This is a genomic window from Allobosea sp. 10N428, from assembly GCF_056394545.1.
Window position 1 is genome coordinate 296,902 of sequence record NZ_JBFTIC010000003.1, and the last position, 22,466, is coordinate 319,367.

At 65.8% G+C, this 22,466-nt stretch carries 25 protein-coding genes and 1 tRNA gene; 7 read left to right on the top strand and 19 right to left on the bottom strand.

From position 1 onward, the window contains the following. Positions 1-5 precede the first annotated feature (5 nt). From AC1DDA_RS11700 to AC1DDA_RS11720, 5 genes are all read right to left on the bottom strand, one after another. Complete coding sequence (locus AC1DDA_RS11700) at positions 6-263, bottom strand: hypothetical protein (RefSeq protein ID WP_476779148.1); 258 nt, start codon at positions 261-263, stop codon at positions 6-8. 84 nt (positions 264-347) lie between these two features. Next, entirely contained in the window at positions 348-809 is a 462-nt protein-coding gene (locus AC1DDA_RS11705) for an MgtC/SapB family protein (RefSeq protein WP_476795864.1), read from the bottom strand. A 118-nt stretch (positions 810-927) separates the two neighbouring features. After that, positions 928-1,003 (bottom strand) — tRNA-Lys (locus AC1DDA_RS11710). A gap of 139 nt (positions 1,004-1,142) precedes the next feature. Next, entirely contained in the window at positions 1,143-2,420 is a 1,278-nt protein-coding gene (locus AC1DDA_RS11715) for a solute carrier family 23 protein (RefSeq protein ID WP_476779146.1), read from the bottom strand. Between the two features lie 225 nt (positions 2,421-2,645). Then, positions 2,646-4,208, bottom strand: a complete 1,563-nt coding sequence (locus tag AC1DDA_RS11720; RefSeq protein ID WP_476795865.1) for a 2-isopropylmalate synthase — start codon at positions 4,206-4,208, stop codon at positions 2,646-2,648. 425 nt (positions 4,209-4,633) lie between these two features. On the opposite strand from AC1DDA_RS11720, the gene AC1DDA_RS11725 reads away from it, so the two are divergent. From AC1DDA_RS11725 to AC1DDA_RS11740, 4 genes are all read left to right on the top strand, one after another. Continuing rightward, positions 4,634-5,275, top strand: a complete 642-nt coding sequence (locus AC1DDA_RS11725; protein WP_476795866.1) for a YoaK family protein — start codon at positions 4,634-4,636, stop codon at positions 5,273-5,275. Between the two features lie 144 nt (positions 5,276-5,419). After that, complete coding sequence (locus AC1DDA_RS11730; protein WP_476795867.1) at positions 5,420-5,926, top strand: c-type cytochrome; 507 nt, start codon at positions 5,420-5,422, stop codon at positions 5,924-5,926. 80 nt (positions 5,927-6,006) lie between these two features. Further along, entirely contained in the window at positions 6,007-6,345 is a 339-nt protein-coding gene (locus tag AC1DDA_RS11735; RefSeq protein WP_476795868.1) for a hypothetical protein, read from the top strand. A 35-nt stretch (positions 6,346-6,380) separates the two neighbouring features. Beyond that, positions 6,381-6,764 (top strand): YbhB/YbcL family Raf kinase inhibitor-like protein, encoded by a 384-nt coding sequence (locus AC1DDA_RS11740; RefSeq protein ID WP_476795869.1) that lies wholly within the window; start codon positions 6,381-6,383, stop codon positions 6,762-6,764. 25 nt (positions 6,765-6,789) lie between these two features. Here the strand turns inward: AC1DDA_RS11740 and AC1DDA_RS11745 are convergent, their stop codons facing one another. The 8 genes from AC1DDA_RS11745 to AC1DDA_RS11780 all read right to left on the bottom strand — a co-directional run bounded on the left by AC1DDA_RS11745 (position 6,790) and on the right by AC1DDA_RS11780 (position 15,506). Next, on the bottom strand, positions 6,790-8,877 hold the full coding sequence (locus tag AC1DDA_RS11745) for a M3 family metallopeptidase (protein WP_476795870.1): 2,088 nt from the start codon (positions 8,875-8,877) through the stop codon (positions 6,790-6,792). Positions 8,878-8,903: 26 nt separating this feature from the next. After that, a complete protein-coding gene (locus AC1DDA_RS11750) occupies positions 8,904-9,626 on the bottom strand; it encodes an NUDIX hydrolase (protein WP_476795871.1) in 723 nt (240 codons plus the stop codon). Then, complete coding sequence (locus AC1DDA_RS11755; protein WP_476795872.1) at positions 9,623-10,516, bottom strand: PhzF family phenazine biosynthesis protein; 894 nt, start codon at positions 10,514-10,516, stop codon at positions 9,623-9,625. The genes AC1DDA_RS11750 and AC1DDA_RS11755 overlap by 4 nt, the downstream gene beginning before the upstream one ends. A 16-nt stretch (positions 10,517-10,532) precedes the next feature. After that, entirely contained in the window at positions 10,533-11,648 is a 1,116-nt protein-coding gene (locus AC1DDA_RS11760; protein ID WP_476795873.1) for an endonuclease/exonuclease/phosphatase family protein, read from the bottom strand. A gap of 154 nt (positions 11,649-11,802) precedes the next feature. Further along, positions 11,803-12,651: a pyridoxal kinase PdxY gene (gene pdxY, locus AC1DDA_RS11765; RefSeq protein ID WP_441513765.1), complete on the bottom strand. Its 849-nt coding sequence runs from the start codon at positions 12,649-12,651 to the stop codon at positions 11,803-11,805. Between the two features lie 96 nt (positions 12,652-12,747). Further along, positions 12,748-13,155, bottom strand: a complete 408-nt coding sequence (locus tag AC1DDA_RS11770; RefSeq protein ID WP_476779139.1) for a nuclear transport factor 2 family protein — start codon at positions 13,153-13,155, stop codon at positions 12,748-12,750. A 159-nt stretch (positions 13,156-13,314) separates the two neighbouring features. After that, positions 13,315-14,394, bottom strand: coding sequence for a sensor histidine kinase (locus tag AC1DDA_RS11775; protein WP_476795874.1), 1,080 nt, complete (start codon positions 14,392-14,394; stop codon positions 13,315-13,317). 89 nt (positions 14,395-14,483) lie between these two features. Beyond that, the gene (locus AC1DDA_RS11780) at positions 14,484-15,506 is read right to left on the bottom strand and encodes an ABC transporter substrate-binding protein (RefSeq protein WP_441513869.1); all 1,023 of its coding nucleotides are present in this window, start codon (positions 15,504-15,506) and stop codon (positions 14,484-14,486) included. A 177-nt stretch (positions 15,507-15,683) separates the two neighbouring features. On the opposite strand from AC1DDA_RS11780, the gene AC1DDA_RS11785 reads away from it, so the two are divergent. Continuing rightward, positions 15,684-16,433 carry a bestrophin-like domain gene (locus AC1DDA_RS11785; protein ID WP_441513768.1) on the top strand — a complete coding sequence of 250 codons (750 nt, stop codon included), beginning with the start codon at positions 15,684-15,686 and terminating at the stop codon, positions 16,431-16,433. Positions 16,434-16,508: 75 nt separating this feature from the next. Here AC1DDA_RS11785 and AC1DDA_RS11790 read toward each other — a convergent pair whose 3' ends face one another. The 3 genes from AC1DDA_RS11790 to AC1DDA_RS11800 all read right to left on the bottom strand — a co-directional run bounded on the left by AC1DDA_RS11790 (position 16,509) and on the right by AC1DDA_RS11800 (position 18,696). Continuing rightward, positions 16,509-16,940 (bottom strand): cupin domain-containing protein, encoded by a 432-nt coding sequence (locus AC1DDA_RS11790; RefSeq protein ID WP_476795875.1) that lies wholly within the window; start codon positions 16,938-16,940, stop codon positions 16,509-16,511. 89 nt (positions 16,941-17,029) lie between these two features. Further along, entirely contained in the window at positions 17,030-17,821 is a 792-nt protein-coding gene (locus AC1DDA_RS11795; RefSeq protein ID WP_476795876.1) for an ABC transporter permease, read from the bottom strand. Continuing rightward, on the bottom strand, positions 17,818-18,696 hold the full coding sequence (locus AC1DDA_RS11800) for an ABC transporter ATP-binding protein (RefSeq protein ID WP_476795877.1): 879 nt from the start codon (positions 18,694-18,696) through the stop codon (positions 17,818-17,820). Before AC1DDA_RS11800 ends, AC1DDA_RS11795 begins: the two co-directional genes overlap by 4 nt. Before the next feature lie 187 nt (positions 18,697-18,883). Between AC1DDA_RS11800 and AC1DDA_RS11805 the strand changes: the two genes are divergently transcribed. Both AC1DDA_RS11805 and AC1DDA_RS11810 read left to right on the top strand, forming a co-directional pair. Next, on the top strand, positions 18,884-19,408 hold the full coding sequence (locus AC1DDA_RS11805; protein ID WP_441513772.1) for a DedA family protein: 525 nt from the start codon (positions 18,884-18,886) through the stop codon (positions 19,406-19,408). Between the two features lie 24 nt (positions 19,409-19,432). Continuing rightward, on the top strand, positions 19,433-20,011 hold the full coding sequence (locus tag AC1DDA_RS11810) for a ComEA family DNA-binding protein (RefSeq protein WP_441513773.1): 579 nt from the start codon (positions 19,433-19,435) through the stop codon (positions 20,009-20,011). 220 nt (positions 20,012-20,231) lie between these two features. On the opposite strand, the gene AC1DDA_RS11815 is transcribed toward AC1DDA_RS11810, so the two are convergent. The 3 genes from AC1DDA_RS11815 to AC1DDA_RS11825 all read right to left on the bottom strand — a co-directional run bounded on the left by AC1DDA_RS11815 (position 20,232) and on the right by AC1DDA_RS11825 (position 22,372). Next, positions 20,232-20,462, bottom strand: a complete 231-nt coding sequence (locus tag AC1DDA_RS11815) for a hypothetical protein (protein ID WP_441513774.1) — start codon at positions 20,460-20,462, stop codon at positions 20,232-20,234. Positions 20,463-20,672: 210 nt separating this feature from the next. After that, a complete protein-coding gene (gene ilvC / locus AC1DDA_RS11820; RefSeq protein ID WP_441513775.1) occupies positions 20,673-21,692 on the bottom strand; it encodes a ketol-acid reductoisomerase in 1,020 nt (339 codons plus the stop codon). 14 nt (positions 21,693-21,706) lie between these two features. Further along, the gene (locus AC1DDA_RS11825; protein WP_441513776.1) at positions 21,707-22,372 is read right to left on the bottom strand and encodes a TetR/AcrR family transcriptional regulator C-terminal domain-containing protein; all 666 of its coding nucleotides are present in this window, start codon (positions 22,370-22,372) and stop codon (positions 21,707-21,709) included. Positions 22,373-22,466: the final 94 nt, after the last annotated feature.

Sequence of the window (22,466 nt, forward strand, 5' to 3'; positions counted from 1 at the left end):
GAGGCCTACTCCTGCGGCTGACGCGGATCGCGCCCCGGTGGGAGATCGATGGGTGTCGCCGGAGGTGCTTCCGGCGGCGCGTTAGGCGGAAACTCCGGCGGCGGTTCGGTCGGGATGCCCTGGGGTTCCTCGTCCGGCGGCGACTCGACCGGCGGTGCCGGCGGAACATTGCCGGGCGTCAACGGTGGCGCCTCCGGAGGCGGATCGGGGATGGCCGGGGTATTGCCGGGTGCGGCCTTCAGGCCGTTGTTGAACTGCATCATGCGAAACCTGTCCTTTTCAGACAGAAACGCCCGAGCCGCCGAAAGGCTCCGCGGTGCAGCGATGGGGCAGGCGTAGCCGCCCACTCAGTCCGGCGAGGGACCTCCGTCCCCGTTACGCTCGGGCGGCGTAGCGCGACCCTGGAGCCTATGTTCCAGCGAATGATCGAGGGCCAGCAGGACGAGTGCCAGAGCCGTCGCTGTCAGCGTCACCGGCCACTTCCCCAGCCCGGCTGAGCACCCCAGCGCCGCCGTCACCCAGATCGCCGCCGCCGTGGTCAGCCCGTGCGGCGTCATCTCGCGATCGCGATGGATGATAAGGCCGGCGCCGAGAAAGCCGATGCCGGTCAGCACACCCTGAACCACGCGGCTCGCCGCATCGGGATGGAGCGTCTCGCTGAACAGGCTCGCAGCCGCTGCCGTACCGATTCCCACCAGGCCGAAGGTGCGCAGCCCCGCACTCTTGCGGTGAAGGGTCCTCTGCCAGCCGACCGCCACGCCCGCGACGAGGCCGGCCAGCAGCCGAAGCATCAATTCGAGTTCGTCCAAGATGCCGTTCGCTCCGCAGGCGCCGTGACGCGACGATAGCACAGCCGCGAATCCGGCGAAGCAACCGCATGGCTGCTCGGCCCGCGAAGTGGCTATCCAACGATGTCCAGGAAAACCGTGGTGGGTGATGTAGGGCTCGAACCTACGACCCGCTGATTAAGAGTCAGCTGCTCTACCAACTGAGCTAATCACCCATACGCCACGAAGCGTTGCCGTTCGGCGGCGTCAGCCGCGTCAGGCAGGGGGCGTGTAGCAAAGGCCCCGCCCCCTGTCCACCCGTCTGTGACAGATTTTTCAAACTCGGCGGGAAAGGTCCCACCGAGCTGTGGATTATCATGCCGCGCGGCGGTTCAGCAGGTGGTAGAGCACGATCGCGCCGAAGGTCGCGGTGCCGATTCCGCCGAGCTCGTAGCCGAAGATCGGCAGCTTCAGATCGCCAGCGCCGAGAATCAGCGCGGTCGCGACGGTGATCAGATTCTTCGGCTCGGAGAAGTCGACCTTGTTCTCCACCCAGATGCGGCCGGCGGTGGCGGCGATGAGGCCGAAGACCACGACCGCGAGGCCGCCGAGCACCGCGACGGGAATCGTGCCGATCACCGCGCCGAACTTCGGCGAGAAACCGAGAGCCAGCGCAATGATGCCGGCGGCGACGAACACCAGCGTCGAATAGACTCGCGTCACCGCCATCACGCCCATGTTCTCGGCATAGGTGGTCACGCCCGTGCCGCCGCCCGAGCCGGCGATCATCGTGCCCAGCCCGTCGGCGAAGAAGCCACGGCCAATCAGGTGGTCGAAATTGCGCCCGGTCATCACCGAGATGCCCTTGATGTGGCCGAGATTCTCCGCGACCAGGATGATCGCGACCGGCACGATCAGCGTCATCGCCTTCATGTCGAAGACCGGCGCCACGAAATGCGGCAGGCCGAACCAGGCGGCCGCGCCGATCTTGCCGAAGTCGATCGGCGGTGCGCCGAAGCTCGGCGCCGTCAGCGCATAGAGGATATAGGCAGCGAGCCCGCCGATGAGGATGGGCAGGCGCTGCGGCAATCCCCGGCCGTAGACCGCGACCAGCGCCACCGCGACCACCGTGAACAGCGCGAGCCATTTGGTGTAGGGGCTCGCGGAGATCATATTGATCGCGACCGAGGTCAGGTTGAGGCCGATCGCCGCCACGACCGCACCGGTCACCACCGGCGGCAGCAGCTTCTCGATCCAGTTCGTTCCGACGCCCTGCACGATCAGGCCGATCAGCGCATAGACCGCGCCGCAGGCGATGATGCCGCCGAGCGCGACGCCGATGTTCGGATTGGGACCGGAGCCGGCATAGCCCGTCGCCGCGATGACGACGCCGATGAAGGCGAAGGAGGAGCCGAGATAGCTCGGCAGCTGCCCGCGCGTGATGACGAAGAACAGCAGCGTCGCGATGCCCGAGAAGAAGATCGCGACATTCGGGTCGAAGCCCATCAGCACCGGCGCCAGCACCGTCGAGCCGAACATGGCGACGACATGCTGCAAGCCGGCGATGATCGTCTGCCCTGTCGGCAGCCGCTCGTCCGGCATCACTGCGCCGGAAGTCTTCAGGGTCCAGTTCGGAAAATAGCCCATCGGCATCGCTCCCCAGGGTCGCCGGGGGGCGACCGCACCGGAAGAGCAGATGAGGGCAAGAGGCAGGCCAGCGCCAGATCGCGCCGGCGTCATCCACCGGAATCCGGAGGCGACAGACGTCATGCCCGGGCTTGACCCGGGCATCCCCTGCGGAGCGAGGCTCCAGGATTCTTCGCCTCCGGAGATTCTCGGGCCGGCACTTCGTACCGCCCGAGAACGACGCTCTTGAACTTACTCCGCCGCCTGCGCGTGCAGGCGCCCGCCGCGGGCGATCAGCTTGTTGAGCGCCGCCAGATAGGCCTTGGCCGAAGCCACCAGCGTATCGGGATCAGCGCCGCGCCCGCTGACGGAAGAGCCGTCGCGCGAGAGGCGCACCGTCACCTCGGCCTGGGCGTCCGTGCCCTCGGTCACCGCGTGGACGTCGTAGAGCTCCAGCCCGGCCTCATGCGGCACGATCGCCTTGATCGCGTTGAAGATGGCGTCGATCGGGCCGTTGCCCTCAACCTCCTCGGTAACATGCCGGCCTTCGACATCGAGCTTCATGGTCGCACGCTGCGGGCCGCGCGTGCCCGCGATCACCGTGAGCGATTCCAGCTTGATGCGGTCATGGGCGGTTGCGATGTTCTCGTCGACCAGCGCCTCGATATCCTCGTCATAGACGTGCTTCTTGCGGTCGGCCAAGGCCTTGAAGCGGGTGAAGGCGTCTTCCAGCTGATTGTCGCCGAGATCGTAGCCCATCTCCTTCAGCTTGGAACGGAAGGCGGCGCGGCCGGAATGCTTGCCCATCACCAGCGAGGTCTTGGTCACGCCGACCGAGGCCGGCGTCATGATCTCGTAGGTAGTGTTGTTCTTCAGCATGCCGTCCTGGTGGATGCCGCTCTCATGGGCGAAGGCGTTCCGGCCGACGATCGCCTTGTTGTACTGCACCGGGAAGGAGCAGGCGCTCGATACCGCCTTCGAGACGCGCATCAACTGCGTCGCGTCGATGCCGGTGTCGTAGGGCAGCACGTCGCCTCGTACGCGCAGCGCCATCACGACCTCCTCCAGCGCGGCATTGCCGGCGCGCTCGCCGATGCCGTTGACCGTGCACTCGACCTGCCGGACGCCGCCCTCGATCGCCGCCAGCGAATTGGCGACGGCCAGGCCCAGGTCATTGTGGCAATGCGCCGAGAAGATCGCTTTGTCCGCGTTCGGCACGCGCTCGCGCACCGCCTTGAACATGGCGCGATACTCGTCCGGCGTCGCATAGCCGACCGTGTCGGGCAGATTGATCGTGGTAGCACCGGCCCGGATCGCAGCCTCGACCGTGCGGCAGAGATAGTCGATCGGCGTGCGTGTGGCGTCCATCGCCGACCACTCGATATCGTCGACCAGATTGCGCGCCTGCGTCACCGTCGCAGTGATAATCTCCAGAACCTGCTCCTGCGTCTTGCGCATCTGGTGTTCCAGATGGATCGGCGAAGTCGAGACGAAGGTGTGGATGCGCGGCTTCACCGCATGGCGCACCGCCTCGCCGGCGCGGGCGATGTCGGTGCTGATGGCGCGGGCGAGGCCGGCGACCGTGGCGCGCTTCAACCGGCGAGCGATCTCCGAGACGGCCTCGAAATCGCCTTCCGAGGCGATCGGGAAGCCGGCCTCGATGATGTCGACGCCCATCACGTCGAGCGCCTCGGCGATCTCCAACTTCTCCTCGAAGGTCATGGTGGCGCCAGGGCACTGCTCGCCGTCGCGCAAGGTGGTGTCGAAAATCAGCACGCGCTCTTTGGAGGAGCTGTTCTGGATCGGATTGGTCATGGTCTGCTTCCGGTTTCGGTGCGCCGCGAGATCGGAAAAGGCGGGCGCTGGGTTTGCTGTCGGCGGTTCTCGTCACTCCCCTGAGCGCCCAGGCAGCATGCCCGGCCGGCCCTCAGGGGCAGCTAAGGAGAAGGAGGCCAGGAAGCGAGAACGAAGCGCGTGCGAGGGGAGCGCGAGCGCACATGCTGACGGCCTGCGCAGCGGCGCAGTCCTTCGTCAGGTCATGGCGGGCGGTCGAAACCACGGGCGTTCCTCAAATCGACGGGACAGGATGTAACCGAAAGCAGGTGTCGAGCGCAAGCATGTGTCTTATGCACGCGCGTCAAATGACAGAGGCGATCTGTGGATTATGCTGGCGCGGCGCGATTCGGCCGGCGGTCGCGCCATGCTGGAATCCGGCCTCTTGCTGCCGGAGACCCGCGCCGATGATGCGCTATGACCGCCCCGCCATCGGGCTCGCCTTCGGCCTCACCGGCCTCGCCGGTTTCGTCGATGCGCTCGGCTTCCTCAGCCTCAGCGGCTTCTTCGTCTCCTTCATGACCGGCAACACCACCCGCCTTGGCATCGAACTGGCCGGGCGCCATGCTGGCGGCATCGTTCTGGCCGCGACGATCCTCGGCCTCTTCGTCCTCGGCGTGGTCTGCGGCTCGCTCATCGGCCATTTCGGCAGGCAACAGCGAAAGGCGGCGGTGCTCGCCTTCGTCACCGCGGTCCTGATCTTCGCAGCCAGCCTCGACACCATCGGACTCAGCACGGCCGCGGCCGGCATGCTCGCCTTGGCGATGGGCGCGGAGAACTCGGTCTTCCAGCGCGATGGCGAGGTCACGATCGGCCTGACCTACATGACCGGCACGCTGGTGAAGATGGGGCAGCGCCTCGCCGGTGCGCTGCTCGGCGGGCCGAAGCTCGCTTTCCTGCGCCATCTCGTGCTCTGGCTCGGCCTGCTCAGCGGCGCCGTCGTCGGAGCCGCCGCGCATAGCCGCATCGGCCTCGACGCGATCTGGCTGGCGGCCGGAGCGGCTGCCGGATTCACGGTGCTGGCGTTCTTCATGCCGGAGCGCGGATAGCCCTGCCTTGCCGGGTCTTTGGGCCTTTCTCCGGCATGAGAGCAGTGCTAAGCATTCCCTAACGTCACGCACTACAACGATGACCGACTGCTCGAACAGATCGGTGCAACGGGAACGCCTGCACGAAACGTCAGGGAGGCAATCATGCAGCAGACGATCTTCGGCGTGCTCCTCGTCATCGGCCTTTCGGTGCCCACGGCGCTCACTGCGCAAACGGCACCGACGCAGGAGAAGCTGCGGCGCGGCGAATACCTCGCGAGCATCATGGACTGCGCCGGCTGCCATACGCCGGGCATCTTCCTCGGAAAGCCCGACATGCAACGGCGGCTCGCGGGATCCGAGGTAGGCTTTCACATTCCGGGCCTCGGCACCTTCTTTCCGCCCAATCTCACGCCGGACCGGGAGACGGGGCTGGGCTCCTGGTCGGAGGCTGACATCGTCAAGGCTGTCCGTCAGGGAGCCCGGCCCGACGGCCGCGTCCTCGCGCCGGCCATGCCCTATCAGAGCTACGCCAAGCTGACCGAAGCGGATGCTTCAGCCTTGGCCGCCTATCTCAAGAGTCTGAAGCCCGTCTCCCATAAGGTCCCGGCGATCGTCGGCCCCAACGAGAAGGCCACCGCGCCCTATCTTACCGTCAACATGCCGCAATAGGCGGCCGACCGGACGGCGCGATTTCACTGCTCCCGAGAATCAGACATCGTCGGGCGGTCTTGTTTCCGCGGAGCTTTCCGATGCGTCATCTGCCCGTCCTTGCACTCTCCGCCGTCCTGCTATCGGCCTGCCAGACTTCGACGGTCAGCGCGCCCCCTGCCCCGCCGCCGGAACAGGCTGCGCCGGGCGTGACGCCCAGCAGCTTCCGCATGCCGACGGGCACGGGCTGTTCGGGCGAGGTCGAGCGCTTCCAGGCGGTGATGGACAACGATCTCGCCACCGGGCACACGACCAAGGGTGTGCATGACCGGGTCAGCGGCGAGATTTCGCGCGCCCGGTCGACCTGCGCGGCGGGCAACGAGGCCGGCGCAATCAGTCAGATCCATGCGACGAAAGCGAGATTCGGCTATCCTGGCTGAGACAGCAGCTCAGGCCTGACTGAAGGGACACCGCCATGAAACGCCTGCTAGCAACTGCCGCCGTCGCAGCAGCCATGCTCGGCGTTCCGGCATCCGCCTTCGCCTTCTCCGCCTCATTTTCCTGGAAGGGAATAAGCGCCTGCGGCGGAATCTCGCCGGCCTTCACGGTCCGTAACGCTCCGAAGGGCACGACGAGGCTGCGCTTTGCCATGCGCGACACCGACGCGCCCAATTTCCGGCATGGCGGCTCGACAGTCGCCTATGACGGCAAGGGGCGCGTGGCGCAGGGGGCTATCAGCTATGTCGGCCCCTGCCCTCCAACGGGGCAGAAACATCGCTACGTCTGGACGATCGAGGCGCTGGACAACAGCGGTGCCGTGCTTGCCCGGACCGAGGCTCAGGGCTCGTTTCCGCCCTGAGCGCGCCGGTTCGAGATGCTCCCGCTCAGGCCGCCAGCCCCCGCTTCTCCAGCAGCGCATCCGGGGTCGGCAGCCGGCCGCGGAAGAGCGTATAAGCCTCGGCCGCATCGCGCGTATCGCCCGCCGAATAGATGTAGCGCTTCAGCTTTTCGGCGAGCTGGGCCGAGAACACATCGCCCGTCTCGATGAAGGCGTTGAAGGCGTCTGCGTCCATCACCTCCGACCAGAGATAGCTGTAGTAGCCGGCCGAATAGCCATCGCCCGAGAAGACATGGGTGAAGTGCGGCGTGCGGTGGCGCATGATGATCTCGTTGGGCATGCCGATGCGCGCGAGCTCCGCCGCCTCGAAGGCGAGCGGATCGACCTCCGCCGGCTCCTCCAGCGAATGGAAGGCGAGATCGACCAGCGCCGAGGAGGTGTACTCCACGGTGGAGAACCCTTGATTGAAAGTCTGCGCCTTCTCGATCTTCTCGATCAGAGCCTCCGGGATCGGCTCGCCGGTCTCCGCATGCAGGCAATAGTCCCGCATCACCTCGCGCGTCAGGAACCAGTGCTCGTAGAGCTGCGACGGCAACTCGACGAAATCGCGCGCCACCGCCGTGCCGGCGAGTGAGCCATAGGTTACATCCGAGAGCAGCCCGTGCAGCGCATGGCCGAACTCGTGGAAGAGCGTGCGCGCATCGTCGAGCGAGAGCAACGCGGGCTTGCCCTCCGCCGGCTTGGCGAAATTGCAGACATTGACGATGATCGGCCGGGTCTCGCCACCGAGCTTGCGCTGGCCGCGGAAGGCGCTCATCCAGGCGCCGGAGCGCTTCGAGGAACGGGCGAAGTAGTCGCCGATGAACAGGCCGATATGGCGCCCGGTCGCGGCTTCCGTCACCTCGAAGATGCGGACATCCGGGTGATAGCCGGCGAGTTCCGGCCGCTCGGCGAAGGAAAGCCCAAAGAGCTTGCCGGCAACGTCGAAGGCAGCCTGCCTGATGCGGTCGAGCTGTAGATAGGGCTTCAGCACGGTTTCATCGAGCGCATAGGTCTTCTGCCTGACCTTCTCGGCATAGTGGCGCCAGTCCCAGGGGCGGATCGGACCGTTCTCGCCTTCATCCTGGGCGAGAGCCGCGAGATCGGCCGCCTCGCGCGCGGCGCGCGCCTTGGCGGGCTTCCAGACCAGTTCCAGAAGGCCGCGGACATGCTCAGGCGTCTTCGCCATGGCGTCGTCGAGCTTGAAATGCGCGAAGGTCGGATATCCCAGCAGCTTCGCCTTCTCGGCTCGGAGCTTCACCATCTCGGAGACAATGGCGCGGTTGTCGCTCTCGCCGCCATTCTCGCCGCGCTTGCTCCAGGCGATGAAGGCTTCCTCGCGCAGATCGCGGCGGGTCGAGAAGGTCAGGAAGGGCTCGATGATCGAGCGCGACAACGTCACCGCATGCTGGTCCGGCCTGCCGCGGTCGGCCGCCGCGCGCGCCATCGCCGCCTTCAGGAACTCCGGCAGGCCCGCGAGCCCGGCCTCGTCCTCGATAAACAGAGCATAGGCGGATTCGTCCTTCAGCACGTTCTGGCTGAACTGCGTGCCGAGCGCCGCCAGCCGCTCATTGATGGCGGCGAGCCGCTTCTTGTCCTCCGGCGCGAGCTTGGCACCCGAGCGGATGAAGCCCTTATAGGTCCGTTCCAAGAGACGCGCCTGCTCGGCGCCGAGGCCGAGCGTATCGCGCTTGGCGTTGACGGCATCGACGCGGGCGAAGAGCCCCTCATCCATCATGATCGCCGACCAGTGCCGCGAGGAGATCGGCGACATCTCGCGCTCGATCGCCTGCAGCGCCTCGTTCGTGTCGGCACCGGTCAGGTTGTAGAACACGCCGCCGACGCGGCTGAGCGCACGCCCTGCCCGTTCCAGCGCTTCAATGGTGTTGGCGAAGTCGGGCGCAGCCTCGTCTCCGACGATCGCCGCGATCTCCGCCTTGTGCTTGTCGAGCGCCGCGTCGAAAGCCGGGCGAATATGCTCCGGCTTGATCGCGGCGAAAGGCGGCAGCCGAAACGGCGTTTCCCAGCGCGTGGCGAAGGGGTTCTCCACCGGCAGTGGAAGGGATTCCGGATAGGCGGTGTCGGCAGAGCTCATCGGGTTACTTTCGCAGGGCGGCAGGATCAGTTGCCGTCGAAGATATGTGCGAGATAGCGGCGCATGAAGGGCGGCATGTCGTGCTTTTCAGTCTCGGCGAGATCGCGCACGATCACGATGTCGGAGAGCTCCTCCTCTTCGAGGAGCTTCATCCGCCCCAGCATGAGCGCGCGCGCTTCATCCGCTGGCAGGTCGATTCCGACCTCGCGCATGAAGGCGATGCGCCCCTGTTCGATCAGCGCCGTCCAGCCCTCGCCCACGCTGAGCTCCTCGACGCTCAAGCCCGTTTCCTCCGCGAGCTCGCGGGTGACGCTGCCGGCGAGGTCGAGCCTGCCGTCGGGGCGTGCATCCTCGCGGTCGGGCGTGCCGGCGGCGAAATAGACCTTGCCGGCATTGGCGGTGTGCTCGCCCATTTTCCCGCAGAGGAAGGCGCCATCATTGGCCCGAAGCGCCGCCATGGCAAAGCCGTTTCGGATCACAGGGCCGGGATGGCCGACATCGCGCCAGGTCATGAAGGCGGCATAGTCGGTCTCGAAGTAGCCCGCCTCGAACACGCCGTCGCGGATCGCGGCGCGGTGCTGGAGCATGATGCGGCCGTTGAACATCGCGGGCTTCCCGGCGCTTATCGTCGCCCAATGCGCCTCGATATCCCCGGCATTTTCGCGGGCAAAGCCCCAGTCATAAGGCTCGATCTTGGCATCGACCCTCGACAGCCGGACGATCGTGCCGTTCTCGACGCCGTCGCTCACAGCAATACGCCCTCGCTGACCACGATGGCCGAACCGCCGATGCGCGCCGAGACGAGTGCGCCGTTCCGGACGCTCAGTTCCAGCGCGATCTGCGAGGGCCGGCCCATCTCGTAGCCCTGTTCGACGACGAAGCGATGGTCGCCGTCATCCGGCTTGCCATAGGCCATAACGGCACCAGCGAACGCCGCGACCGCGCCGCCCGTCGCCGGGTCCTCGCCGATTCCGGCCCCGGGCCAGAACATGCGGGCATGGAAGGCGTTCCCGGCCTCGGCTGTCTCGGCGCTGTAGAGGAAGGCACCGCCCGTGCCGACCGCCGCTTGCCAATGGGCGGCTTCCGGCCTTGCCCGGCCCACGGCCTCCCGCGTCGAGACCGGCACGCAGAGGAAGGGCACACCGGCAGAAAAGACCGCCGGCCGATGCGCTGCGAAGCCGAGATCGCTGGACTGAAGCCCGAGCGCTGCCGCGATCGCGCCGGCAGTCGCCGCCTCCGCCACCTGCTCCGGCAGACGCGGCAGGGTGAAGATGGCATGGCCGGCATGGCTGCCGGTGACCTCGACTGCGCAGGAAACCGGTCCGATCGTTTGCTCCAGTACCAGCATATCGGCAGGCACGCCCGCGGCATGGTCGGTGAGCGCAAGCCAGACCGCGGTGCCGACCGTCGGATGGCCGGCGAAGGGCAGTTCCGAGCCTGGCGTGAAGATGCGCACCGAGGCACGGTGCCCCGGCCGTTCGGGCGGCGAGACGAAGACCGTCTCCGACAGGTTGAATTCCTTGGCGATGGCCTGCATCGCCTCCGTATCCAATCCCTCGGACTGAAGCACCACCGCCAGCGGATTGCCGGCATGGCGATGCGTGGTGAAGACGTCGAGCGTGACGAAGCGGCGTTTCATCTGTGCCTCCTTGGGGTCACCCTGCCGGGATGTCGAGGTCGATGGTGAGCGGACAATGGTCGGACGCCTTGGGCCGGTCCCAGCCAACGCGTGGATAGCGATCGGCGCAGGTCGCCAGCCGCGCCATCGAGCGGTCCGGCTCGCGCGGGTCGAGCGGCACGCGGTACGGCAGGCCGCGCCGGATCATCTGCATGGCGGGGGTCGAATTGGCCGCCGCCAGAGCCGGAGACAGCAGGATGTGGTCGAGCGGCATATGGCTGTCGACCAGCTTCTCCTGGCTCTCTGACCAGTAGCGCCGGAAATGCGTCCAGCGCTCATGCGCCGGCAGCGCATCCAGCGGATCGACGGCAAAATCATCCAGCAAGGGCTCGATGCCGCTGGCGCCCTCATCGACTCGCTCGGCCAGCGGCCCGAGGCCGTAGCGGTAGCCGTTGAGATCGCCCAGCACGATCCAGTTCGTCTCGCGCCAGCCGCCGCCGAAGCGTTGCTGGATCAGCCATCGGACCGCCCGCGCCTCGGCACGGCGCACCGGCAGCGTCATCTCGCGCCCGTCCTCGCGGCCATTGTTCATCGACTTGAAGTGGCAACCGAACAAGCTGAGCCGCCTTCCGTCGACGGCCAGTTCGACCTCCAGGCAGTCGCGCGCGAAGACCTTCCCGTGTGGCCCGATGCCGAGCATGGCGAGTTCGCGATCATGCACGCCGGCCTCGGCGAAGGTCAGGTCCTTGTGCGAGCGCACCGTCACCTGCCCCGGCCCGAACAGGTCGCGCCGCGCCGCAAAGCCGATATCGATGCCTCGCCGGTCATTGCCGTCGATCAGCGTGAAATGGCCGTAGCGGTGGTCGGCGATGCGATGGACATAGTTCGCGAAGAAGGCCTGCAGGCTCGCGAGCGAGTCGACCTCCTGCAGCATCCAAAGATCGGCCTGCGCTTCGGCGATGGCGAGCGCCGTCATCTGGCGCTTGTCGTCCTCCAGCGCCACCGCGAGAGAACGCTCGACCGCGTCGCGCTCGTCGGAGCGCGGGAAGTGGAACAGCGACATCGCCGCCGCCGTTTCGGTACGCCCGCCCGGCTCGAAGCGGTGGCGCGTCAGCAGGTTCTCGACATTGAAAGTCCCGACACGCAGCTTCATCGGAGGACATTCTCCCAGCCCTCATCCTGAGGAGCCGCGAAGCGGCGTCTCGAAGGATGCTCCAGATGGTTCCAGAGCCTCCTCAAGCATCCTTCGAGACGCGCCTGGCGGCGCTCCTCAGGATGAGGGCTAAGGGAAATCCGCTCCATCGGCGTCAGATCGCCTGCGGCTCGAAGACCTGCGAGGGCGTCACGAATTCATCCTGCGCCGCCACGGTCAGGATCTCGCGTGAGCCCGCCTCCTTGGTGCGCTTCAGCAGGCCGTAGATCGAGGACGACGCCTTCGACAGCGCCGCAGCAGCCGAGTCCTCGCGCAGGTAATGGGTGAAGAACAGTGCCGCGATCGCATCGCCCGCGCCGTTGACGCTGACATCGAGCTTCGGCGTGCGCACCCGCCAGCTGCCCTTCGCATCCGCCGCCATCAAGTCGATCGAGTCGGCCGGTGTCTCCTCGGTGACGAGCGAGGTCACCATCACCACCCTCGGCCCGGCATCGCGCAGCGCCTCCACGGCGCGATGCGCATCGGCAATGCTCTTGATCTCGATATCGGTCAGAAGCTCCAGCTCGAACTGGTTGGGCGTCACGATATCGGCGGCCGGAACGGCCTGCTCGCGCATGAATTCAGGGATTCCGGGCCGCACGAAGACACCGCGGCCGACATCGCCGATCACCGGGTCACAGCAATAGAGCGCCTTGGGATTGGCTGCCCGCACCCTCTCGACCGCGGAGAGGATCGCATGGCCGATATCGGCAGAGCCCATATAGCCGGAAATCACGCCGTCGCAGCTGGCGAGCACATTGCGCTCGGCAATGCCTTCCATCACCTCGTCGATCATGCCGCCATCGAAGACCCGACCCTTCCAGTTGCCGTAGCCGGTGTGATTCGAGAACTGCACCGTATGAATCGGCCAGACATCGACACCGAGCCTCTGCATCGGAAAGGTCGCGGAGGCGTTGCCCACATGGCCATAGGCGACATGGGACTGGATCGAGAGAATGTTCATGGTCCGAAGCGATACCCCGTTCGCGTGTGGACGCGAACCTAACGGCTCCGGCGCGAGGCGCAAATCGAAAGCGGTGATGTCCCCGATCAGCGGAGGCTAGGGCATCGACAGCCGCGCCACACCGGCCGTGTCGGTGAACTGCGTCACGCTCTTCACCTTGCCGTCGGCAATGGTGAAGGCATCCATGATCTCGAAGGAGCCGGTGCGGCCAGTCGGCTTGCATTCGACATCGGCGCGCCAGTGGAACGTCGCCTTGTCGCCATCGACCGTCAGCGACAACTCCTCGATATTGCTGAAGACATAGGTGGCCATCAGCCCCGCCATCTGGTCGCGCACGGCGGAATGCCCGTCCGGCTCGGCAAAGACCTCAGCCGCCTGCGGTCCACCGGCGAGCCGATAGCTACAATCGGGGTGGAGGTATTCCATCAGGGCATCGAGATCGCCGCGATGGCGGGCAGCATAGGCATCGCGGATCAAGGCTTCGACGGCGGCGCGTTCTGTCATGTCGCCTCTCCTTACGTCAGCGCCCCAGTTTCGCGCCGAGCTGGCCGCAAGTCCAGCGTGCAGTAGCGAGCCTTGCATCAGGAAGAGGACCATCCGCCGCCAAGCGCGGGGCACATGTCGTCACGACGGCGCGGAGCGGAGCATCGCCCTCCGAGGCGATCACTCATGTGGCGCTACGTGTACCATCGTCGTGGCCAGCACGTAACGGAGGCCCTCCTGCCGGTAGTCGAGCTCGACCTCGCCGTGGAATTTCTGAGCCATCACGCGCTCGACCAGCCGCGAGCCGAACCCCTGACGTCTGGGCTTGACGACGGGCGGCCCGCACTTCTCCACCCATTCGAAGCGGAACGCGTCCTCGCTCTGCGGCCGGCCGGTCGACCAGCCGATCGCAACCTCGCCTGCCTCCACCGAGAGCGCGCCATATTTCACCGCGTTGGTCGCGAGTTCGTTGACGGCGAGAGCCAGGGTCATCGCCTGATCGGCCGGCAACCGCAACAACGGTCCCTTGATGCGGATCGTGCCAAGGCCGGGGCGATGCGGCGCCAGCGCCCCTTCGACGACCGCGCGGATCGGCGCACTGCTCCAGCTCGATTGGGTCAGAATGGAATGCGCCTCGCCGAGCGTGGCGATGCGCTCGCTCAGGACAGACTGCGCCTCTTCGAGGGTCTCCGCCGAGCGGAAGGTCTGGTTGGCGATTGCAGCGATCATCGCCAGCGTGTTCTTCATGCGGTGGGCGAGCTCGGCATTGAGCAGCCGGCCATTGCGCTCGGCCTGCACCTTGGCGGTCGTTTCCATGACTGTATCGATCATGCCGAGGACTTGGCCGTTCTCGTCGCGGATCGGACTGATACAGGCCGTGAACCAGGCCTCCTCGGGATGGCCGTAGCGGTTGATCGTCAGAGGGAAGTCTTCGACGAAGGTCGCCTCGCCGGCGAACGCCCTGGCGACCATCGGGCTGATCTCGTCCCAGACTTCCAGCCAGACATCGCGGAAGGAGCGTCCGAGCGCCGGGGGCTTGTTGCCAAGGATAAAACCGAACGCATCGTTGTGGATGGTGATCAGATCCGCGCCGCAGGCGATGCATTTCGGGAAGCGTGAGTTGACCATCATGGCGACGGCGGTCTTCAGGGCGGAAGGCCAGCAACCGATCGGCCCGAGCGGGCTCGCCGCCCAGTCATATGCGCGGATGGCGGCGGCCATGTCGCCACCGCCATCGAGAAATGCTGCCTCGCCGCTCATATGCCCCCCAAGGCGCGAACTCCCACAGCATGCAATGGATAGAGGTCGCGAGCGACGTCGAATGACAGTTCTAGATCAGACGCATCGCGTCAAGAGCCGGATGCCGCCTTCTTGGCAAAGCTATCGATGAAGGTCTTCGACAGATCGACATTGGAATTAGTCAACTCAGGATCGAGCAATTTGAGCGAATCGTACATGCTCTTCATGCCGTCAGGCGTGGAGATGCCGGTGCGCGAATAGCTTTCCTGCGAGTTCTTGACCGCACGGATGTAGAGCGGCTTGTCGCCAAGCAGGAACTCTTCCGGCACGAGATCCGCAACATCTTCGGGTTTTGCGGTTTCCAGCCATTTGAGCGACTTCATCAAGGCGTTGACCAGCTTCTGTGTCGTGACCGGGTTCTTCTCGGCGAAATCGTTCTTGAGATAGAGCACCGCAGCCGGGTTGGACCCGCCGAACAGCGCCTTGGTGCCGGCCTCGGTGCGGGTGTCGATCAGCGACACGATGTCGCCGTCGGCCTCGAGCTTCGATGTCACGGGGTCGAGATGCGAGATCACGTCGACCTGCTTCTGCTTGATCGCTGCGACGGCGCTCGCGCCGGCACCGACGCCGATGATCGGGGCATCCGTCGCCTTCAGCCCGGCCTTGACCATGGCGTACTGCGCGGTCAGTGCCGTCGAGGAACCGGGCGCGGTGACGCCGATCTTGAGGCCCTTGAAGTCGGCCGCCGACTTCACCTTGTCGGCAAGGTCCTTGCGCACGGCGATGGTGATCGCCGGGAAGCGGCCGAGCTCGATCACCGCGCGGATGTCCTGGCCCTTCGCCTGCATGCGGATGGTATGCTCGTAAGCGCCGGTCACGACATCGACCGAGCCGCCAACGAGCGCCTGAAGCGACTTGGCGCCGCCGCCGAAATCATTGATCTCGACGTCGAGGCCCTGCTCCTTGAAGAAGCCCTTCTTCTCCGCGACGGTGAGCGGCAGATAGTAGAGCAGTTGCTTGCCGCCGACACCGAGCGTCAGCTTCGGCTTCTCGGCATTCTGGGCGAGCGCATTTGACGCCGCGCCGAGCGCGGTCGAAAGGGCGAGCGCGGCCAGCGCGCTGCGGCGGGACAAGAGCATGGATTTTCCTCCGGGGTTGGACCTGCTGGCGCTTCTGACGGGCGCGCATTCGCGTCGAACATAGGCTAGATTGAACAATGGGAGCAAGAATCCCGAGCCAGCCGACAAGGCGGTGCCGTCTGGTTTGTCCACGCATGTCTACCCGTTGCAATTGCAAGACGAGGGCCGGCCATGAACGAGGCGCGCATCGCCATATTCGTGTTTGTCTGCCTGACCACAGCCTCGCTGGGCGCGTTGTTCTGCTACCAGCGTCTCCCGGAGCATCAAAGGCTGGACGATACGCAGAAGGTCCTGCACCTCATCGCCAACATCTTCGTCGTGATGACGTCCCTGGTGCTCGGCCTCATGATCACCTCGGCGAAGAGCAGGTTCGATGGCGTCAACCAGGACGTTCACCGCTACGCCACCGAGCTGATTCTCCTCGACCGGATGTTGTTCCTCTATGGTCCGGAAGCCAGCGAAACCCGCCAGAGACTTCTCGCCTATACCGAGCGCGCCGCGAACGGCCGCTGGACTGCTGAAGGCGGGCTTTCGGACAAGACTTCCGAACAATTGCTCGAGGACGTCGGAACCCGCCTGCGCGCCCTCGAACCGAGCCACGATCCCCAGCTCTCGATCTGGAACGACATGCGCGAGCAGTACCGCAAGGCGCTCGAGTTGCGCTGGAGCCTGGTGGAACAGGCCGAGGGCTCGCTGCCCCGATCGCTGATGCTGATGGTCGTCGCCTGGCTGGTCCTGATCTTCGCAATCTTCGGTTTCCGGGCACCGCGGAACGCCGTGGTCATGACAGGCTTCATCGCGGCTGCGGCTCTGATCGGCGGAGCGATCTACCTGATCGTGGACATGGACGCGCCCTTCGACGGGCCTATCCAGATCTCGCCCGCTCCCTTGCAGAGGGCGCTGACGGAAATGCGCCGGTAGAACGGCCAAAAGGCCACCGGCCGGAACGGCGGGGTGCCCGCCGCGTCGACCCGCATGGCCTTGGCCGTCCGTCGCTCAGCCCGCCGTCAGTGCGGGAATGAGGCCGTGGCGGAGCATGACCTCCTTCACCGCGGCGGGATCGGGCGGCCCGCCACCGACCAGCAAACCGGCGATCTCACGAAAATATCCGGCCCCCAGTACGCCGGGCGACAGGATGCAGAGGCAACTCGCCGCCCGATCGCTGTCGTTCCGGAATCCGTGGACGACGCCGCGCCGAATGAAGGCCGACTGACCGGGTTGCAAGGCGATGTCGCGGCCATCGATCGTGAACGTCAAGGTTCCGTCGAGACCGTAGAGCGTCTCGTCCCAGCTCTCGTGAAGGTGAGGCACGGGAACCTTCCCCTTGGGAGCCACGGTCATCCGAAAGACATCGACGCTGCCTTCGGTTTCGTCCTTGTCGTGCAGGAACTCCAGGAGCAGCCCACCGATGCTGATCGTTTCGGCCACCGGAACCTCCGCAATCTTGCCCGCGATGCTCCGATCCTAGCGATCTGACGAAAAGGAAGCTACGGTTTCCGCCACGGGCTTGGCCGCCATCAGGCCACCGTCGTCGTGCTCTGCGCCGGCCGCCAGACCAGGAGCCGCCTCTCGATCATCGTCACCAGCGCGTCGATGGCGATGACGAAGATCGCCAGGATCAGCATGCCCGAGAACACGCCGGTCACGTCGAAGACGCTCTCTGCCTCGTGGATCTTGTAGCCGAGCCCGGCCGAGGATCCGAGATATTCGCCCACGACAGCGCCGACCAGCGCGAAGCCGACCGAAGTGTGCAGCGAGGAGAACATCCAGGTCAGCGCCGACGGCCAGTAGACATGCTTGAAGAGCTGGCGCTCGTTCATCCCGAGCATGCGCGCATTGGCCAGGATCGTCGGCGAGACCTCGCGCACGCCCTGGTAGACATTGAAGAACACGATGAAGAAGACGAGCGTGAAGCCCAGCGCCACCTTCGACCAGATGCCCAGGCCGAACCAGAGCGCGAAGATCGGCGCCAGGACCACGCGCGGCAGGGCGTTCGCCGCCTTGATGTAGGGATCGAAAACTGCCGAAAGCAGCTCGCGCCGCGCGAAGGCGAAGCCGAACAGGATGCCGGCGAGCGAACCAATGACGAAGGCGAGCACCGTCTCGGTCAGTGTGATGCCGAGATGCCAGTAAATGTCGGCGCTGGTGAGCTGCTTGAAGGTCCGCGTCAGCACCGCAACCGGCGTCGAGAAGAAGAACTGGATCGTCTTGACGTCGCCGAACAGGCTCGTGGTCGTCGCAACGTGCCAGAACAGCAGGAATGCGATCATCACCAGGATCTGGAGCGAGATGAGCTTCAGCCGCCTCACGATGCGTCTCCTCCGACGAGTTCGCGGCCCTCGCCCATCGCATAAGCCTTCTGCACCTCGACGCGGAGCGAGGTCCAAATGTCGCGATGGATCTCGTGGAAGGCCTTCTCCAGCCGGATGTCTGCGATATCGCGCGGACGCGGCAGGTCGACCTTGTAGTCCGCGACGATCCCCGCCGCCGGCCCTGCCGACATCACCACGACGCGGTCGGACAGCGCGATCGCCTCTTCGAGGTCGTGGGTGACGAACATCAGCGCCTTGCGGTCGCGGGACCAGAGATCGAGCAGGAGATTGCCCATGATCTGCCGCGTCTGCGCGTCGAGCGGCCCGAAGGGCTCGTCCATCAGCAGGATCTCGGGATTGCGGATCAGCATCTGCGCCAGGCTGACGCGCTTGCGCTGCCCGCCCGAGAGCATGTGCGGGTAGCGGTCGACGAAGGTCCGCAGGCCCACACGCGCCAGCCATTCGCGCGCGCGCTGGTCCGCCTCGCGCTCGGGCACGCCCATCGGCTCCAGCGCGACCTTGACGTTGTCCAGCGCCGTCTTCCACGGCATCAGCGCGTCCTGCTGGAAGAGATAGCCGGCGCGCCGGTTCAAGCCCGCGAGAGGCTTGCCGAAGATGCCGACCGAACCTGCCGACGGCGACAGCAGCCCCGCGGCCGCGTTAAGCAGCGTGGACTTGCCGCAACCGGTCGGCCCGACGATCGAGACGAACTCGCCGGGATGGACCTTCAGGTCGATGCCCTTGACCGCCTGATAGCGGCCGCCATCGGCGAGATGGAAGGTGATGTCGACGCCGCCGAGCGCCACCGCCGGATCCCCCGACGAAACCGGCGCTGCCCCCGCATGAGCATGCGGGCGATCCTGCAACTCCATGAAATCCGTTTCCTCGTCGGCCGCCTTGCGCCGCGCCGTCAGCTTTTCTGCGTTGCCGAAATTAATAGGCGATCGTTCCGGGAAGGCAACGCCGCCACGCCCTGCGGCTGCCCGCCGCTTGCATCGATCCGCTGACGCGGCCATATGGCTGAGCCGACCCGACCCCGCAGGAGCCGAGCCGAACGCCATGGCCGACATCGAACAAGCCATGAAGGCGCTCGTCGAGTTCATGCAGGCCAATCAGCAATGGGCGATACCGATCGTGTTCGCGGTCGCCTTCGCCGAATGCGTCGCGATTCTCTCCTGGCTCGTGCCGGCCACGGTGTTCTTCACTACCTTCGGCGCCGTCGCGGGGGCCTCGGGCCTCAACCTCGTACCGCTCGCGCTGGCGGCCTCGCTCGGCGCCGGTGCCGGCTTCTGGGTGTCCTACTGGGCGGGGCTCGTCCTCGGCCCGCGCGTCCACGACTACTGGCCCTTCACCAAGAACCCCGAACTGCTGGACCGCGGCCACGCCTTCTTCGAGAAGTGGGGCATCGCCAGCATCCTGATCGGCCACTTCTTCGGACCGCTGCGGGCGGTGATCGCGATCGTCGCCGGCCTCGTCGCCATGCCGTTCTGGGCCTTCCAGCTTGCGAACTGGGCCGCCTCCTTCGCCTGGGGCTTCGGATTGCTCTACGGCGTCGGCCGCATCAGCGAATTCCTCGCGCGCTGAAGCCGCCAGTAAGCTGACTGCCGGGTGAACGCGGCATTCGGCATCGGTTCAATTCGAAAGGCGCCTATTCACGTCGTCGCATCGCGGCACGCCACCATCTCGGCGAGCGCGGCGCGGCACGCTGAACGGCTCCAAGCCGCCAGCGTCGTCTGGCGGCGGGACCCGGCCCCCGTCGGATGCGACGATCCGGGCCGACCCAACGAGGTCCCTGCCATGACGATGTCCCGTTTCCTGCTTCCCCTCGTCGCGCTTGCCGCCATGGGCGGCCAGGCTTTCGCCCAGACCGCAACGCAGCCAGCCCCCGCCGCGAAGCCAGCCGCGCCTGTCACAGCGCCCGCCGCCCCGGCAACGCAGGCGGCCCCTGCGACCAAGCCGGCGACACCTGCTGCCGCCCAGCCCGCTGCCACCCAGACCAAGAAGATCAATATCAACACGGCCACTGCCGCCGAGCTCGACACCCTCAAGGGCATCGGCGAGGCCCGTTCCAAGAAGATCATCGACGAGCGGAGCAAAGCGAAATTCAAGGATTTCGCCGATCTGGTGAAACGCGGAACCCTGCCCTCGAACGTCGAGGCCGAGATCAAGGACAAGGTCACCTTCTGATCGACGAAAGGCCTCCGGCGCCCTGCGCCGGAGGCCTTCGCCAATCACGGCATCGATCGCAGCGGCGTGAGCTAAAGCAGGCCAAGAACGATCGCCAGCATCATCGCCAGACACAGCGCCAGCACGATCCGGATGACAATGGGCGCTTCGAGAATCCGCAACAGTTCCATCGCAGCCTCCCCAGGCAGCAGGCAAACACGATCCGTCTTAAGCAAGGAACTCAGTAGACGAGCAGTTCGACCGCGATCCACGCGATCACGGCCAAGGCGAGCCCCGCTATCAGCACGACCAGCACCGGCCGCCCCAGGAAACCCTGCCGCGCCTCGACGGGCGTCTCCACCGCCGGGTCGGCATCGCTGTGATCGTCGGCTCGCAGCGGCGGCAACGGGTCGCCTCCACGCAGCTTCTCCAGATCCTGCACGGGCACTCTGGGCCGGGCATCGACAGGCATGTCCGTCTCCTTGGTGTTTCGCCGGCCTTTCGGCCGCGCACCACAAGGGAAACGCCTGTCGGCCCATGGTGTTCCTGAACCACCCAAACGGAACGGGCGGCGGCCTTTCGACCGCCGCCCGAAAATGATCAAAGACCTTCGATATCAATCGGTTATGAGTGAGACCAGAATCGATCCCGCAACCGCTTGAATCAATCTCTCAAGCCAGGCTCAGTTCTTGGTCTTGTCGACGAGCGCCTTGGCCTTGATCCACGGCATCATGTCGCGCAGCTTGGCGCCGACTTCCTCGATAGGATGGGCGGCATAGCGGGCGCGGGTCGCCTTGAACGAGGTCTGGTTGACCTTGTTCTCGAGCATCCAGTCGCGGGTGAACTTGCCCGACTGGATGTCGGTGAGGACGCGCTTCATCTCGGCCTTGGTCTCGGCCGTGATGATCCGCGGGCCAGTGACGTACTCGCCGTATTCTGCGGTGTTCGAGATCGAGTAGTTCATGTTGGCGATACCGCCCTCATAGATGAGGTCGACGATCAGCTTCACTTCGTGGAGGCACTCGAAATAGGCCATCTCGGGAGCATAGCCGGCCTCGGTCAGCGTCTCGTAACCGGCCTTGATCAGCTCGACCAAGCCGCCGCAGAGCACGACCTGCTCGCCGAAGAGGTCGGTCTCGCACTCTTCCTTGAAGGTAGTCTCGATGATGCCGGCGCGGCCGCCGCCATTGGCCGAGGCATAGGAGAGGCCCAGGTCATGAGCGTTGCCGGTCGCATCCTGATGGATCGCGATCAGGGTCGGCACGCCGCCGCCGCGCTGATACTCCGAGCGCACGGTGTGGCCGGGGCCCTTCGGGGCGACCATCAGCACGTCCAGGTCCTTGCGCGGCTCGATCAGGTTGAAGTGGACGTTGAGGCCGTGCGCGAACAGGAGAGCGGCGCCCTCCTTCATGTTGGCGTGCAGCTCGTCGCGATAGATGTCGCCCTGCAGCTCGTCCGGGGTCAGCATCATCATGATGTCCGACACCTTGGCGGCCTCGGCCGGCGTCATCACCTTGAAGCCGGCATCCTCGGCCTTCTTGCGCGTGGCCGAACCGGCCTTGAGCGCGATGATGATATCCTTGACGCCGGAATCGCGCAGGTTCAGCGCATGGGCATGGCCCTGCGAGCCATAGCCGACGATGCAGACCTTCTTGCCCTTGATCAGGTTGATGTCGGCATCACGATCGTAATAGACGCGCATGGGTGTCTCCTTTGTCACGCGTTGTTCGTCTTCCGGCCCGGATCGTTCTGTGCCGCGCCGTAGAGGGTGAGAAACTGCTCGGTCGCGCGCTCCGCATCGCGAGCGATTTCGGCCCTGCTCAGGGTCAGCGTATCGCCGAGCAGCAGCCGGATCTGGACGTCGCGGCCCGCGAGGCCGAAGAAAGTGCGGAACGCCGTCTCGGTATCGTCGAAGGCGATGAGGCCCGCCTCCCGGCCGGCATCGAGCACCGGCTTCAGCCGCTCGCCGATGGCGAAGCGGCCGTTCGCCAGCACGATCGAGCCGAGATTGCCGTCGCGGGACGCCGCCTGGCTGACGGCGACGCGGTTGAGCGCGATCGAGGTCGGGCTTGAAATCACGTCGAGCCAGTTCGCAGCGAAGCCCTTCAGGCTCTCGCGCAGGGTGCCGGCGTCGAGATTCTGCCGGTCGTAATTGCCTGCCCTCACCTTCGAGGCCTGCCATTGCACCGTCGCGGTCAGCAGACCGTCGCGGTCGCCGAACCACTTGTAGAGCGTTTCCTTGGAGCAGCTGGCGCGCCGCGCCACCGCGGTCATCGTGAGCCCGCTGCCCTTCTCGACCATCAGGCTGAGCACGGCGTCGAGCACGGCCTGCTGGCGCGCGGTGAGCGCCTCGCCTTGCGTCTCTGCCTGAGCCTGCGTCATGGTCTCGGAAAAATCCAGTACCGTACGTTACGGTTCAGTCGTCTAGCGCAGCCGCTGCCCGTGGGCAAGCGTTTTTCAGGACTGACGGCGGGCC

Excerpts from the sequence above, each read along its gene's own strand:
- AC1DDA_RS11700 (WP_476779148.1), bottom strand. The coding sequence starts at position 263 with ATGATGCAGTTCAACAACGGCCTGAAGGCCGCACCCGGCAATACCCCG.
- AC1DDA_RS11715 (WP_476779146.1), bottom strand. The coding sequence starts at position 2,420 with ATGCCGATGGGCTATTTTCCGAACTGGACCCTGAAGACTTCCGGCGCA.
- AC1DDA_RS11720 (WP_476795865.1), bottom strand. The coding sequence starts at position 4,208 with ATGACCAATCCGATCCAGAACAGCTCCTCCAAAGAGCGCGTGCTGATT.
- AC1DDA_RS11725 (WP_476795866.1), top strand. The coding sequence starts at position 4,634 with ATGATGCGCTATGACCGCCCCGCCATCGGGCTCGCCTTCGGCCTCACC.
- AC1DDA_RS11730 (WP_476795867.1), top strand. The coding sequence starts at position 5,420 with ATGCAGCAGACGATCTTCGGCGTGCTCCTCGTCATCGGCCTTTCGGTG.
- AC1DDA_RS11735 (WP_476795868.1), top strand. The coding sequence starts at position 6,007 with ATGCGTCATCTGCCCGTCCTTGCACTCTCCGCCGTCCTGCTATCGGCC.
- AC1DDA_RS11740 (WP_476795869.1), top strand. The coding sequence starts at position 6,381 with ATGAAACGCCTGCTAGCAACTGCCGCCGTCGCAGCAGCCATGCTCGGC.
- AC1DDA_RS11745 (WP_476795870.1), bottom strand. The coding sequence starts at position 8,877 with ATGAGCTCTGCCGACACCGCCTATCCGGAATCCCTTCCACTGCCGGTG.
- AC1DDA_RS11755 (WP_476795872.1), bottom strand. The coding sequence starts at position 10,516 with ATGAAACGCCGCTTCGTCACGCTCGACGTCTTCACCACGCATCGCCAT.
- AC1DDA_RS11760 (WP_476795873.1), bottom strand. The coding sequence starts at position 11,648 with ATGAAGCTGCGTGTCGGGACTTTCAATGTCGAGAACCTGCTGACGCGC.
- pdxY (WP_441513765.1), bottom strand. The coding sequence starts at position 12,651 with ATGAACATTCTCTCGATCCAGTCCCATGTCGCCTATGGCCATGTGGGC.
- AC1DDA_RS11770 (WP_476779139.1), bottom strand. The coding sequence starts at position 13,155 with ATGACAGAACGCGCCGCCGTCGAAGCCTTGATCCGCGATGCCTATGCT.
- AC1DDA_RS11775 (WP_476795874.1), bottom strand. The coding sequence starts at position 14,394 with ATGAGCGGCGAGGCAGCATTTCTCGATGGCGGTGGCGACATGGCCGCC.
- AC1DDA_RS11785 (WP_441513768.1), top strand. The coding sequence starts at position 15,684 with ATGAACGAGGCGCGCATCGCCATATTCGTGTTTGTCTGCCTGACCACA.
- AC1DDA_RS11800 (WP_476795877.1), bottom strand. The coding sequence starts at position 18,696 with ATGGAGTTGCAGGATCGCCCGCATGCTCATGCGGGGGCAGCGCCGGTT.
- AC1DDA_RS11805 (WP_441513772.1), top strand. The coding sequence starts at position 18,884 with ATGGCCGACATCGAACAAGCCATGAAGGCGCTCGTCGAGTTCATGCAG.
- AC1DDA_RS11815 (WP_441513774.1), bottom strand. The coding sequence starts at position 20,462 with ATGCCTGTCGATGCCCGGCCCAGAGTGCCCGTGCAGGATCTGGAGAAG.
- ilvC (WP_441513775.1), bottom strand. The coding sequence starts at position 21,692 with ATGCGCGTCTATTACGATCGTGATGCCGACATCAACCTGATCAAGGGC.
- AC1DDA_RS11825 (WP_441513776.1), bottom strand. The coding sequence starts at position 22,372 with ATGACGCAGGCTCAGGCAGAGACGCAAGGCGAGGCGCTCACCGCGCGC.